This window comes from Flavobacterium sp. NLM (assembly GCF_002210235.1).
Classification (GTDB): Bacteria; Bacteroidota; Bacteroidia; order Flavobacteriales; family Flavobacteriaceae; genus Flavobacterium; species Flavobacterium panici.
This window is the reverse complement of sequence record NZ_LIAC01000010.1, coordinates 75,947-90,505: the sequence shown is the minus strand read 5'-3', so window position 1 is coordinate 90,505 and position 14,559 is coordinate 75,947. Positions and strand designations below refer to the sequence as shown.

General features: G+C 32.5%; 12 protein-coding genes. 10 read left to right on the top strand and 2 right to left on the bottom strand.

The window, feature by feature from the left end:
• The first annotated feature begins 62 nt into the window (after positions 1-62).
• Complete coding sequence (locus APR43_RS13655) at positions 63-2,438, top strand: carboxypeptidase-like regulatory domain-containing protein (protein WP_053472317.1); 2,376 nt, start codon at positions 63-65, stop codon at positions 2,436-2,438.
• A 354-nt stretch (positions 2,439-2,792) separates the two neighbouring features.
• Here APR43_RS13655 and APR43_RS13650 read toward each other — a convergent pair whose 3' ends face one another.
• Positions 2,793-3,461 (bottom strand): ribonuclease HII, encoded by a 669-nt coding sequence (locus APR43_RS13650; protein WP_053472316.1) that lies wholly within the window; start codon positions 3,459-3,461, stop codon positions 2,793-2,795.
• Positions 3,462-3,632: 171 nt separating this feature from the next.
• On the opposite strand from APR43_RS13650, the gene APR43_RS13645 reads away from it, so the two are divergent.
• The 5 genes from APR43_RS13645 (at position 3,633) to APR43_RS13625 (ending at position 9,253) form a co-directional block, all read left to right on the top strand.
• Positions 3,633-5,612 carry a putative porin gene (locus APR43_RS13645; RefSeq protein ID WP_053472315.1) on the top strand — a complete coding sequence of 660 codons (1,980 nt, stop codon included), beginning with the start codon at positions 3,633-3,635 and terminating at the stop codon, positions 5,610-5,612.
• A gap of 50 nt (positions 5,613-5,662) precedes the next feature.
• Positions 5,663-7,024 carry a pyridoxal-phosphate dependent enzyme gene (locus APR43_RS13640; protein WP_053472314.1) on the top strand — a complete coding sequence of 454 codons (1,362 nt, stop codon included), beginning with the start codon at positions 5,663-5,665 and terminating at the stop codon, positions 7,022-7,024.
• An 86-nt stretch (positions 7,025-7,110) separates the two neighbouring features.
• Positions 7,111-7,593: a 3'-5' exonuclease gene (locus APR43_RS13635; protein WP_053472313.1), complete on the top strand. Its 483-nt coding sequence runs from the start codon at positions 7,111-7,113 to the stop codon at positions 7,591-7,593.
• 73 nt (positions 7,594-7,666) lie between these two features.
• Positions 7,667-8,938, top strand: a complete 1,272-nt coding sequence (locus APR43_RS13630) for a DUF2851 family protein (protein ID WP_053472312.1) — start codon at positions 7,667-7,669, stop codon at positions 8,936-8,938.
• A gap of 87 nt (positions 8,939-9,025) precedes the next feature.
• A complete protein-coding gene (locus APR43_RS13625; RefSeq protein WP_053472311.1) occupies positions 9,026-9,253 on the top strand; it encodes a PspC family transcriptional regulator in 228 nt (75 codons plus the stop codon).
• Between the two features lie 71 nt (positions 9,254-9,324).
• Here APR43_RS13625 and APR43_RS13620 read toward each other — a convergent pair whose 3' ends face one another.
• A complete protein-coding gene (locus tag APR43_RS13620; RefSeq protein ID WP_053472310.1) occupies positions 9,325-10,836 on the bottom strand; it encodes an amino acid permease in 1,512 nt (503 codons plus the stop codon).
• Between the two features lie 286 nt (positions 10,837-11,122).
• Here APR43_RS13620 and APR43_RS13615 point away from each other — a divergent pair, with 286 nt between their 5' ends.
• The 4 genes from APR43_RS13615 to APR43_RS13600 all read left to right on the top strand — a co-directional run bounded on the left by APR43_RS13615 (position 11,123) and on the right by APR43_RS13600 (position 14,556).
• A complete protein-coding gene (locus APR43_RS13615; RefSeq protein ID WP_053472309.1) occupies positions 11,123-11,998 on the top strand; it encodes a ComEA family DNA-binding protein in 876 nt (291 codons plus the stop codon).
• 14 nt (positions 11,999-12,012) lie between these two features.
• Complete coding sequence (locus APR43_RS13610; protein ID WP_053472308.1) at positions 12,013-13,155, top strand: acyl-CoA dehydrogenase family protein; 1,143 nt, start codon at positions 12,013-12,015, stop codon at positions 13,153-13,155.
• A gap of 180 nt (positions 13,156-13,335) precedes the next feature.
• Positions 13,336-13,530, top strand: coding sequence for a 30S ribosomal protein S21 (gene rpsU, locus APR43_RS13605; protein ID WP_012024008.1), 195 nt, complete (start codon positions 13,336-13,338; stop codon positions 13,528-13,530).
• 132 nt (positions 13,531-13,662) lie between these two features.
• A complete protein-coding gene (locus APR43_RS13600; protein WP_053472307.1) occupies positions 13,663-14,556 on the top strand; it encodes a tyrosine-type recombinase/integrase in 894 nt (297 codons plus the stop codon).
• Positions 14,557-14,559 lie beyond the last annotated feature (3 nt).

Genomic DNA, 14,559 nt, shown 5'->3' with positions numbered 1-14,559 from the left:
TCAATTTTTAAGAAATCTCAGCATTCTATTTTTGCTTTTATAACCAATAAAGCAAAAATAAAATGAAGAATATACTATCAATTGTCTTAAGCCTTTTGGGCTTGATTTCCTACGCTCAAACGGGCGTTGTGAGAGGAAAAATAATAGACAAGCAATCTGAAAAACCTATCGTCGGAGCCATTATTTCTTTAGCCGGAGATGAAAGCATTCAAACAGAATCAGATGCTGATGGAAGTTTTAGATTAATCAATATTCCGCTTGGGAGGCAGAGCATCAATATAAATTTTACGGGATATGAAGATACTTCAGTTTCAGATCTTGATGTAACCACCGGAAAAGATAACCTGTTGACTGTTTCATTAATTGAAAAGTTTAATACGCTTGATGAAATCGTCGTAACATCTGGAACGAATAAAGCAAAGCCGTTAAACAAAATGGCATTGGTTTCGACAAAACAATTTACTACAGAAGAAGTAACCAGATTTGCGGGCGGACGAAGCGATGTGGCGCGTTTGGTTTCTAATTTCGCCGGAGTTTCTACCGGAGACGACAGCCGAAATGATATTGTTGTGAGAGGAAATTCTCCATCGGGAATGTTATGGAGAATTGAAGGAATGCCGGTTCCGAGTCCAAATCACTTTTCAACTTTAGGAACAACGGGCGGTCCGGTTTCGGCATTAAATCCAAATCTTTTAGCAAATTCTGATTTCCTTACTTCGGCTTTTCCGGCAGAGTATGGAAACGCAATTGCGGGTGTTTTTGATTTAGGTTTTAGAAAAGGAAATCCCGACGAATACGAATATATGATTAGTGCCGGAGCTTATCCGGGATTAGAGTTTATGGCAGAAGGGCCGCTGGGTAAAAAAGGCGGATCGTTTGTTGCCGCGGCAAGATATGGTTTTGTGGGCATTACCGGATTGGCCGGAACTGATGCACAGCCCAATTACAGCGATATTAGTTTTAATGTTGATTTTGGAAAAAGTAAATTGGGGAATTTTTCTGTTTTCGGAATTTATGGCGTTTCTGATATTGATTTTCTTGGTAATAAAATCGACAAAGAAGATCCTTTTGCAGCACAGGACGAAGACAGTTATGTAACTTCCGGATTTGCTTCTTTTGGATTAAAACACAATTTAGAGATTGGCTCAAAATCATATCTAAAAACCATTGTAGGTTATTCGAATGCCAATAACTCGTATAAAAATTTCCGTTATTACAATTATGGTACGCCAACAGAAAACAGGCTTCCGTTTTCGGATATTAAAAACGATGAAAACAGATTCACGTTTTGGACTTTATTCAATTCTAAAGTCAATAAAAAAATAACTTTTAGAGCAGGATTATTGTATGAAAATTATACGCTCGATGCAAAAATGTCTTCAAGAGACAGACAGCAGGATTCAGACGGAGACGGTTTCCCGGATTTTGTTCCGTTAATCAATAACAACGGAAATTATAATGTCGTGCAGCCGTTTGCGCAGGGGCAATTCCGCTTGACGGAAAAATTAACCTTTAACGCAGGAATTCACGGGCAGTATTTTTCAATAAACGAACAATTTGTTTTTGAACCCAGAACGGCTTTATCATACGCAATAAATCCAAAAAATACAGTAAGTTTTGGTTTCGGAATTCACCATCAAAGTGTTCCGGTTCCTATTTTATTTTTGAATGAATTTGTAAACGGAGTTCAGGTTCAAACCAATAAAAATCTGGATTTAGTGCAAAGTCAGCATTATGTTTTAGGTTACGATGTTCGTTTGGCTAATAAATGGCGCGGAAAAGTCGAATTGTATTATCAGGATATTAGCAAAGCTGCAGTTGAATCGTTTCCTAGCAGTTATTCTTCTTTAACAGAAGGCGCAGATTTTGGTTATTCGATCGATAAAACTTCTTTGGTAAATAAAGGAACAGGATTAAATCAAGGAATTGAATTTACTGTTGAAAAATTCTTTAGCGAAGGTTATTATGCCTTGTTTACGACTTCTCTTTTTGAAAGTAAATATAAAGGAAGCGATAATATTGAGCGAAATTCTCCTTTTAATAATGGTTACGTAATCAATCTTTTAGGCGGAAAAGAGTTTAAAGTTGGCAAGACAAAAAGGAATGTATTTTCTATAGATACTAAATTTACAACTGCAGGCGGACGCTATTATACGCCAGTTGATTTAGCAGCGTCAAACAATGCAGGTTATGAAATTAGAGATGATGCAAATGCTTTCAGTAAGCAATATGATGCGTATTTACGATTAGATGTAAAATTCGGAATTAAATTAAACAGCAAAACCAAAAAGAGATTTCACCAGTTTTACATCGATCTTCAAAACGTAACCAATAATACAAACGTGTTTACAAGAGAATACAATAGATTAACAAACAGCATAAATCAAAAAGATCAAATTGGTTTTTCGCCAGATTTTGGATATAAATTTCAGTTTTAGTTAAGAATGTGTTGGGGCAGATTTTTAAAACCAAAAAGGCTTATCAATTTAGATAAGCCTTTTTTTTATCTTACATGTTTTCTTGTTCTGTAGGAACATTTCATCGTTAGAAAAATTATATTGTTATAATGAATTACGTTCTGTAGGAACGTTTGATTTTGACATTGTTTTTTAATAATCTGACCTGTCAAACGTTCCTACGGAACGCAAATATGACTGATCTTTAATTTTTCTACCGACGAAACATTCCTATGGAATGATAAATCGGATATCAAAAAAGTGGCCAATTAAGTCACTAAAAACAAACAAAATAATTGTAGTGTATGAACTGCCTCGACAAGACAGCTTCTTTTTTTATTCTTCAAAGAAATTGAGTTCTAATTGATCCGGCAAAAGCCTGAAACTCATTCTGTGATATTTTGTTGGGCCATATTTCTTAATGGCTTCACGATGTTCTTTTGTTGGATAACCTTTATTTTGTTTCCAGTTGTACATGGGGAATTCTTCATGAATTTGATCCATATATTCATCGCGGTACGTTTTTGCTAAAATAGAAGCTGCGGCAATACTCAGGAATTTGGCATCACCTTTTATAATGCTTTGATTGGGAATTGATTTTAGTAACGCAATTTCGTCCTTAGAAAACTGTTTTCCAAAACTGTTTTTCAGACCCAATTTTGCATTTATAGAACGATTCCCATCCACAATAATGTATTCAGGAACATGCTTTAATTTTAAAATACATTCCTGCATTCCTTTCATTGAAGCATTCAGGATATTGATTTCGTCAATTTCATCTGGAAATAAATGCGTTACAGCAAAACATACGGCATGTTGTTCGATAATTGGTTTTAAAAAAAACCTCATTTTTTCAGACAATTGTTTACTGTCATTTAAAATTTCGTGTTCAAAATCTTCAGGCAGGATTATAGCTGCGGCAGTTACAGGACCTGCAAGACAGCCTCGGCCGGCCTCGTCAGTTCCAGTTTCTAAAACAAATCCCGAGAAATTTTTTGCAAGCATTTTTTTGAAATTTTAAAAGGCAAATATCATAAAATTTTATGCAAAAATATTCGTTTTCATACTGTCTGCCAAGGTAATTGTATAAATTGAAGTGTTTTTTTATTTATACATATTTATCTTTTACCTTTGCTCAACAAATTTTGTCGAAATAATTACATATAAAGCCATCAAATGAGAATATTCATTTTTCTATATCTATTAATTGTACCAGCATTATTGTTTTCTCAGGAAAAACCTAAACCAGCTTCTAAAAATAATTTAGATATGAATACGCAATATTCTAGTATAACAGATACTGTTAAAAAGAAGAAGGCAAAAATTGCAACGATAGATCAATATCAAATTATTACGCTGGAACACGATACTATTTATGCCGACACGTCGCTGACAATAAAAAGCGCTTACAAACAAAATCACCTGCGAAAAGACCTTTTTGGACTTTTAGAATCCTCTAATATTGGTCAGCCGTTAAATACATTACAATATAGTTTAACGAGTTTTTCGCCGTATCCGGAAATTGGTTTTAGCGCCATGCATTCGAATTATATACAAGCAGACGAAGTGAGATATTACTCTGCAGCGACACCTTTTACAGAATTGTTTTTTAATACAACGATTAATAAAGGACAAAATGTTGATTCGTTCATCACACTGAATGTGTCTAAAAACCTTAATTTTTCTATTGCATACAGAGGTTTACGTTCAGAAGGAGATTATATAAATCAATTAGTAAGTGCCGGAAACTTTAGATTTACAACGAGTTACGCTACTACTAACAGAAGATATGCATTAAATGCACATTATACATATCAGGATAATTCGAATGAAGAAAACGGTGGAATTACAACTCCGGAAGATTTTGAAAGCGACGATCCCGATTTTAAAAATCGTCAGCGTCTGCAGGTTTATTTAACAGATGCTAAATCATTTTTAAAAGGAAGACGTTTATTTTTTGATCACGCTTTTAGAATAAATCCTACACATGGAGACAATAATTTATATGTAAACCATCAATTAAATTACGAAAACAAATTTTTCGAATATAATCAGCCAACTGTACTTTCTGCAGTCGACGGAATCGATGAACCGGTAAAACGTTTCGGGGAATCGTATGTAACAAGTAATATAAACGATCAAACACATTTTGAAAGACTTTATAATAAAGTTGGAGTTGCTTATGAAAATTCTCTTTTAGGAAAATTTAATTTCTTTGTTGATGATTACAGGTCTAATTATCAGTATGATAAAATTATTATTTTTAAAGACGGAAGAACAATTCAGGATAATTTATTTCTACAGATTAATAATGTAGGCGGACAGTATGAATATCAAAAAAATAAATGGAACGGTAGATTTTTGTACACAAGATCAATCACCAATCAATCGCTTTCTGATCTTGATGCAAAACTGCGTTATAAATTAAACGATAAAATTCAGTTTGATTTTAGATACAGAAACATCAATAAACTGCCAAACAACAATTATAATTTGTACCAAAGCAGTTATGTATCGTACAACTGGTCGAATGATTTTAAAAATGAAAAAATCAATTCATTAGGAGCCAGCATTAATACGCCTTGGTTAAATGCCGAAGTTAATTATACCATTTTAAAAGATCATTTGTATTTTGAAGATGTATCTGATGCTGATGACGATGCGGTTAGAACTCAACTCATAAAACCGGCTCAATACGAAAATGCAATTAATTATTTAGAGATAAAAGCAAATAGAGAATTTAAATTTGGAAATTTTGCTTTAGACAATACACTTTTATATCAAAAAGTAGATCAATCAGATTTGATTTTAAATGTTCCTGATTTTGTAACCAGAAACACACTTTATTATTCAAATTATTATTTCAAAAAAGCATTATATGCTCAGGCAGGAGTTGTATTTAATTACTTTACTAAATATTATGCTAATGATTACAACCCTGTTATTGGAGAGTTTTTTGTGCAGGATAAAAAAGAAATTGGAAATTATGCCACTTTTGATGTTTTCATAAATGCAAGAATTCGCCAAACGCGTTTTTATGTAAAAGGAGAACATTTAAATGCTTTATTTTCAAGCACTAATTATTACTCAACACCTAATAATCCATATCGTGATTTTGTAATCAGATTTGGTTTAGTCTGGAATTTCTTCCAATAAAAACGAAGCGTAACTTTACTTAAAAAACCAAATATTAAACTTAAATAAAAATGGACTTTTCAAATAATATTTTAGAAACAATTGGTAATACGCCATTGGTAAAACTCAACAAAATTGTTGCTGAAATTGATGCGTTAGTACTAGCAAAAGTCGAAACTTTTAATCCTGGAAATTCTGTAAAAGACAGAATGGCTGTGAAAATGATTGAAGATGCCGAAGCTGACGGCCGACTTAAACCAGGCGGAACTATTATTGAAGGAACTTCTGGAAATACCGGAATGGGACTTGCTCTTGTTGCGATTATAAAAGGTTACAAATTGATTTGTGTAATCTCAGACAAACAGTCTAAAGAAAAAATGGATATTCTGCGTGCTGTTGGCGCAAAAGTAGTCGTTTGCCCTACAGATGTCGAGCCTACTGATCCTCGCTCTTATTATTCAGTTTCAAAACGTCTGGCAGAAGAAACACCAAATTCATGGTATGTAAACCAGTACGATAACTTGTCGAATTCATTGGCACATTACGAGCAGACGGGACCAGAAATCTGGAAACAGACAGATGGTAAAATCACGCATTTTGTGGTGGGGGTTGGAACTGGCGGAACAATTTCAGGAGTTGGAAAATACTTAAAAGAGAAAAACCCGAACATTAAAATTTGGGGAATTGATACGTATGGTTCTGTTTTTAAAAAATACCATGAAACCGGAATTTTTGACGAAAACGAAATTTACTCGTATATAACAGAAGGAATTGGAGAAGACATTTTACCAAAAAATGTTGATTTTTCTCTAATTGATGGTTTTACAAAAGTTACCGATAAAGATGCTGCTGTTTATACCAGAAAAATTGCGATGGAAGAAGCTATTTTTGTTGGAAACTCTGCCGGAGCTTGTATCAAAGGTTTATTGCAGTTAAAAGAGCACTTTAAGCCAGATGATGTTGTTGTGGTATTATTTCACGATTCTGGAAGCCGTTATGTGGGTAAAATGTTCAATGACGACTGGATGCGCGAACGTGGATTCTTAGAAGAAAACATTACAAAAGCCGAAGACGTTATTAAAGATCATATCGATAAAGAATTGATCGTTGTTCGTACAGAAGAATTAGTTTCGCACGCGATTGAGCGTATGCGTAAATATAAAATTTCGCAGATTCCGGTTGTTGATATCAACGGATTTGTAGGTTCTGTTGATGAAACAGATTTGTTTAGAAGTTATGTTGCTGATAAAAACGTAGCCGAAAAACCAATTAAAGAAGTAATGGGGAAACCTTTCCCGATTGTAAAATTAGGAACTCCAATCGAAGAAGTTTCGAAATTATTTACAAAAGAAAATGATGCCGTTTTAATTGATTTAGGAAACGGAAACCATCATATTATTACTAAATATGACATTATTGGTTCTATAAAATAGAACTTAATCAAAATAATTTTCATCCATAAATCTAGCTTTTGAACAGTTAGATTTATGGATTTTATCTTTTTAAAAATAATTAAAGAATGAATTTTACGGCCATAGATTTTGAAACAGCAACAGGACATCATCCATGTTCTGTGGGAATTGTTACTGTTGAAAATGGAATTATAGTAGATGAATTCGTTACTTTAATTAAACCCCCCAATAACGAATACAATCCGTTTACGATTCGTGTTCATGGTATTTATCCAAAAGATACAATTAATGCAAAACCCTTTTTTCAGGTATATCCTGAAATTGAGAAAAGATTAAAAAATAGGGTTGTGGTGGCGCATAACGAAAGTTTTGATCGAAATGTTTTAATGAAATCTATGCTGCTTCATGGTTTAAATTATGAAGATTTAAACATTGCCCCAAAATGGGAATGTACCGTTAAAATTTATAAAGCAAAAGGTTTAAAGCCAACAAAATTAAGTGATTGCTGTCGCGAAATGAAAATACAGTTAAATCACCACGAAGCACTTTCAGACGCAAGGGCTTGTGCTAAATTATATATGCTTCGATAAATAGTTTTATTATTTGTAAGAATAGTATTAATTTTTACTATTTTTAGATTTTTGAAATATATAAAATCTAAAAATGAAAGAAGACTTTCTTCATTATCTCTGGAGGTTCAAAAAGTTTGATACTTTGAATCTTGTAACTGCTCAAAATGAATCTATTACCATTATTAAAACTGGTGATTATTTAGAACTTTCGGGGCCTGATTTTTTTAATGCCCATATTAAAATCGGCAGTCAAAAATGGGCTGGAAATGTAGAGATTCACGTAAAATCCTCAGATTGGTATCTGCACAATCATGAAAAAGATGTTGCTTATGAAAATGTGATTCTTCATGTAGTTTGGGAAAACGACACGGCAATTTTTAGGGAAAACAATACCGAAATTCCGGTTTTGGTTCTTAAAGATTATGTCGAAAAAGAAGTTTTAGATAATTACAATGCACTTGTTTCTCCTAAAACCTGGATTTCATGCGAAAAACAAATACATGAAATCGATGCTTTTGTTTTTAAAAACTGGCAGGAAAGATTGTTTTTTGAACGATTAGAACGCAAATCAAAGTTTGTTTACGAATTGCTGGAAGAAACCAATCAGGATTGGGAAGCGGTTTTGTTTTGCCTTTTAGCGAAGAACTTTGGTTTAAATACAAACGGTTTGGCTTTTCTTCAAATGTCAAAATCAATTCCTTTTTCAATCATCAGAAAAGAAAGTTTTGAAGTCGAAAATCTGGAATCATTGCTTTTAGGAACTTTAAATTTATTAGATGGAGAAAAAGAAGATGTTTATTTCAAAGATTTAAAGTTTAGGTATTTTTATCTGCTGCATAAATATCAGTTAGAAAAAACATTTATTGATCCCGTTCAGTTTTTTAAACTCCGACCAGATAATTTTCCAACAATTCGGCTTTCTCAGCTCGCTAATTTATATCACAAACATCAAAACTTGTTTTCGAAAATAATTGCGCTAAAATCAGCTAAAAGCGTGTATGAATTGCTGAATGTTTTTGCAAGTTCGTATTGGCAGAATCATTATCAATTCGATAAAGAAAGCCCGAAGAAAGCCAAAACATTATCCAAATCATTTGTAGATTTAGTAATCATAAATACCATAATCCCAATTCAGTTTGCTTATTCTAACATAATGGGAGATTCAGCTTCAGAAGATTTAATTGATTTTATGAATGAAGTCGCACCAGAAAAAAATGCGATTATCGATAAGTTTTTTTCCTTCGGAATAAAATCAAAAAATGCATTTGAAACCCAAACTTTATTAGAACTTAAAAATGAATATTGCAACCATAAAGCGTGTTTAAAATGCGCAATAGGAATGGAGCTGCTTAAAAATAATTAGATAATTGGGCAATTAGAAAAATTAGATAATTGGAAAATCAGTATTTTTGTAATCTAAAATCTTAAGTCTAAAATCTAAAATCTAAAAATGTCATCTATTTTAAAACTTAAATTCTTTTTTGAAAAATACGGTTTTCATGTATCATCCAGACTGGCTGATAAACTGGGAATGCGTGTAACAAGCGTAAGGTTATTTTTTATTTACATTTCGTTTGTAACAGCAGGGTTAGGTTTTGGAGTTTACCTAACATTGGCTTTCTGGATTCGTCTTAAAGATTTAATCCGCGCAAAAAGGACTTCTGTTTTCGACTTATAAATCAAAAGTTAACAATTTAAAAAATAAAAAAACCTGTTCAATTGAACAGGTTTTTTTATGATAAATCTTTTTTAGATTTCTTCGGTTTCGTTTTGAGGATTGTTAAGTTTCGCTCGTTTTTTACTGTAAGCAAAATAAACAATAATACCTAAAGTTCCCCAGCTTAAAAATGCGATCCAGGTATCGTGTCTTACCTGAGTCATTAAGAATAAATTGAAAGATACTCCTAAAGTTCCAACTAAATAAACCGCTGGAGTTTTGTAATGTCTTTCTAATTCTGGTTTTTTATATCTTAAGATCATAACGGCAACACATACCATACCAAATGCTAATAATGTTCCCATACTACACATTTCACTTACTTTTTCAATTGGAGTAAGCGCAGCAACAATCGAAATAATTGTTCCAACTAAATAGGTACTTTTATAAGGTGTTTTGAAAGTTGTGTGAAGTTTGCTGAAAAATGGAGGTAATAAACCATCTCTTGACATTCCTAAGAAAATACGAGTTTGTCCAAGCATCATTACAAGCATTACAGATGTTAAACCTGCAGTTGCAGCAATTGTAATAATAAATACAGCCCATGTTAATCCGTTTTCACTAAAAGCAGATGCAACCGGAGCAGCTTTGTCTAATTGATCGTAGTGAACCATTCCAGTTAATACTAATGAAACCAGAATATATAGAATTGTACAAATAATTAAAGAAGCGATAATAGCAAATGGCACATCTTTTTTAGGATTAATTGCTTCTCCAGCCTGAGTCGAAACAGCGTCAAATCCAATATAAGCAAAGAATACAATTGTTGCAGCCGTTAATACACCTCCAAATCCGAAATTCATTTTTCCAGTTGCATTTCCTAACGCATCAAGAGCAGGAACTTCAGTAGGAATAAATGGATGCCAGTTATCAGTATTAATGTAGAAAGCACCACAAACAATTACAAAAAGAACTACAGCAATTTTTACAATTACAATAATATTATTTGTACTTGCAGCCTCTTTAATTCCTTTTACAAGAATTGCAGTTACAACCCATGTAATTAAAAAAGCAGGTAAGTTAAATGCAAATGTTGGAAGATCAATTAAATCGTGAGGAAACTCTTTATTATGTTCGATGATTTTTTCTGTAGCAGTATGAAAATCATTGCAGAGCCAGATTGGGATATTAATTCCAAATAAATGGAGAAGTTTTACAAAGTATCCGCTCCAGGCGACGGCGACGGTGGTGGCACCCATCATGTACTCAAGAATCAAGTTCCATCCAATGAACCAGGCAAAAATTTCGCCGATTGTTCCGTATGCATAAGCATATGCAGAACCTTCTACAGGTAATACTGAAGCAAATTCAGCATAACAAAGAGAAGCAAATAAACAGCCTATACCTGCAATAACAAAGGATAGAGCCAGAGCTGGACCCGCATAATCATGAGCTGCGATTCCTGTTAAAGTGAAAATTCCTCCACCTATGATTGCCCCAATTCCTAATGAAGTTAAACCCCATCTTGTAAGAACTCTTTTTAAATCACTTTTTTTCATATCGGCCTCAAAGGCAGATATTGGTTTAACTCTCCAAATTGACATACTATTTTATTGGTTTATTGTTATTAAGCTCCAAATGTATCGTTTTTTGTAAAAAATAAAAACAATTATGATATTTTAAGTTATAAAATATTTAAATTTTTGATTTATTCTGTTTGCAATCTTCTGTAAGAGCTGAGTTTATTTTAATCTCTATTATAGCGATTGAGTTTGAAATATCAAATTCAGAAATAATATTTTTAGTATTTTTCCTAATAAATATAAAATTTATCCCGTATTTTATACTTTTTATAATAGCAATATATTTATAATAATCTCAAATTTCAAGATGTTCAATCAATATTTTAAATTTACAAGCCAGCAAAGAATCGGTATTTTTTTACTTTTTATAATTATCATCACACTGCAGTTAATTTATTTTTTTGCAGATTTTAACCAGTATGAAAAAACTTTTCCTGAAGAGAAGAAATGGCTCTCCTTACAAAAAGAAATAGATGCTGCAAAAGAGACAAAATATAAGGACAAACAAAAAGTATATACTTTCAACCCAAATTTTATTTCTGATTATAAAGGATACAAACTCGGAATGTCTGTTGAAGAAATAGATCGTTTATTGGCTTTCCGAAAACAAGATAAATATGTAAACTCAGCCGAAGAATTTCAAAAAGTAACACAAATCTCAGATTCATTATTGAAGGTAATGTCTCCCTTGTTTAAATTCCCGGATTGGACACAAAAGAAAAATGATTTTAAAACAGAGAAAAAAGAGTACGTTCAAAAAGCATCTTTCAAAAAAGAAAGCATAATAATTAAAGATATAAACCAAGCCAGTCAAGAAGATTTAATTGCAATATATGGTATTGGCGAAGCTTTGTCATCAAGAATATTAAAGCAGAAAGAAATTTTAGGCGGTTTTGTTTCTATGGAACAGCTTGAAGAAGTTTGGGGACTTTCGCCAGAAGTTATTGCCCAGCTTAATAACCATTTTAAAGTAATTATGCCGTCAGGTTTTAATAAGATAGCCATAAACGACGCGACATTAAAAGAGTTATCACAGTTTCCGTACTTTAAATATACACTTGCAAAACAAATTGTCACCTATAGAAGTATGAACGGAAATTTTAATAATATTGAGGATTTGTCAAAAATTAAAGGTTTTCCTGTTGAAAAAGCAAAAATAATTAGTTTATATTTGGAGTTCTAAAAAAATAGTACATAATGAATTTTGATTATAACGAAATGCAGTCGATGATTGCTCAATCTATAAAAGACTTTGCAGAAAAGAATATTAAGCCCTTTATAATGGAGTGGGATGAAGCCCAGATTTTTCCGGTTGATTTGTTTAAAAAACTGGGAGAAATGGGGTTTATGGGGGTTTTAGTGCCCGAAGAATATGGGGGATCTGGATTAGGTTATCATGAATATATTACGGTTATTGAAGAGATTTCAAAAGTAGATCCCTCAATTGGTTTGTCAGTTGCAGCGCATAATTCGCTTTGTACCAACCATATTTTGACCTTTGGAAACGAAGAGCAAAAGAAAAAGTATTTACCAAAATTAGCTACTGCCGAATATATAGGAGCGTGGGGATTAACAGAACATAACACAGGATCTGATGCCGGAGGAATGAATACAACGGCTGTTAAAGACGGAGATTTCTGGGTTATTAATGGAGCTAAAAATTTTATCACACATGCTATTTCTGGAGATGTAGCAGTTGTAATTGTTAGAACAGGAGAAAAAGGAGATTCTAAAGGAATGACTGCTTTTGTATTAGAAAAAGGAATGGCAGGATTTTCTTCAGGAAAAAAAGAAAATAAATTAGGAATGCGTGCAAGTGAAACTGCTGAGTTAGTTTTTGACAGCTGCCGTGTTCCGGATGCAAACAGATTAGGTGAAGTTGGACAAGGATTTGTTCAGGCAATGAAAATTCTAGACGGAGGCCGAATTTCAATTGGAGCTTTATCATTAGGAATTTCAAAAGGTGCTTATGAAGCTGCATTAAAATATTCAAAAGAAAGACATCAATTTGGTCAGCCAATAAGCAGCTTTCAGGGAATTTCATTTAAACTAGCTGATATGGCAACAGAAATTGAAGCCTCAGAATTATTACTGCACAAAGCAGCGTATTTAAAGCAACAGCATAAACCAGTCACAACATTAGGTGCAATGGCAAAAATGTATGCATCAGAAGCCTGCGTTAAAATTGCAAATGAAGCAGTGCAGATTCACGGAGGTTATGGTTATACAAAAGATTTCCCAGTAGAGAAATTTTACAGAGATTCTAAATTATGTACAATTGGAGAAGGAACTACTGAAATTCAAAAATTAGTTATCTCTAGAAATTTGTTGAAAGAGTAAAGAGTAAAGAGTAAAGAGTAAAGAGTAAAGAGTAAAGAGTAAAGAGTAAAGAATAAAGAAGCTCTGTCTATTCTCTATTTTCTATACTCTATTCTCTCAGAAAAAAAATCACAATTTATAACTCATAATTAATAATTAATTTTTACATTTGCAGCCTTAACGAGAGGAGGTGTCTATATTATGTTAATTATACCAATTAAAGACGGAGAAAATATCGATAGAGCATTAAAGCGCTATAAAAGAAAATTTGATAAAACAGGAACTGTTCGTCAATTAAGAGCACGTACTGCTTTTATTAAGCCTTCTGTTGTAAAAAGAGCTCAAATTCAAAAAGCTGCTTACATCCAAACTTTGAAAGATAGTTTAGAAAGTTAGTATTTCGCTTTTCAAAAATAATTACCGTTAGTCATCAAAAAGTTTTAACTTTGATGCTAACGGTTTTTTTTATTTTAAAAATCTTCTAGTGGTTTATATATAATAGGTATAAATCAAAAAAAAATCTTTCTTATGAAATCAAACAAAGAAGCTTTTCGTGATTATTTACAGCTGGAAAAAAAATATTCTCCACATACGGTTAATGCTTATTTGAATGATATTGGTTTTTTTGAAGAATTTAATAAATCCCGTTTCGAGCAGGATAATGTAGAGCAGGTTAATTATAGTCAAATAAGAAGCTGGATTATTTCTTTAGTCGATCAGGAAATTTCTAATGTTTCTGTAAATCGAAAAATGGCTTCCTTAAAAGCCTTTTATAAATTTCTTTTAAAGATTAAGCAAATTGATGTAAATCCAATGCTTAAGCATAAAGCGCTTAAAACTCCTAAAATTGTCCAGATTCCATTTTCAGAAAAAGAAGTAAACGATTTAATGCTTGGGGTAGATTCTCCATCCGGATTTGAAGAAATAAGAGATAAGCTTATTGTTGATCTTTTTTATACAACGGGAATGCGTCGTGCAGAATTAATAGGTTTAATGATGAGGAATGTTGATTTGTCTTCGAATCTTATTAAGGTGTTAGGGAAAAGAAACAAAGAGCGAATTATTCCGCTTTTGCCTATAGTTGCAGATCAGATTAATTTGTATTTAAAAGAAAGAGTGGAGGTTGAAGAAATCAAAGATTCTGATTATTTTTTTATTTCGAAAAAAGGGTTAAAATTGAGTGAATCGTTTGTGTATCGATTAATAAATTGTTACTTTAGTAGGGTCTCTGAAAAGGTAAAAAAAAGTCCTCACGTGCTTCGGCATACTTTTGCGACTCACTTATTAAATAACGGAGCAGATTTAAATTCAGTTAAGGAGTTATTAGGGCATTCGAGTTTGGCATCTACGCAAGTTTATACTCATAATAGTTTAGCAGAACTTAAAAAAGTTTATTCAGATGCTCATCCAAGAAATAAGTAATAA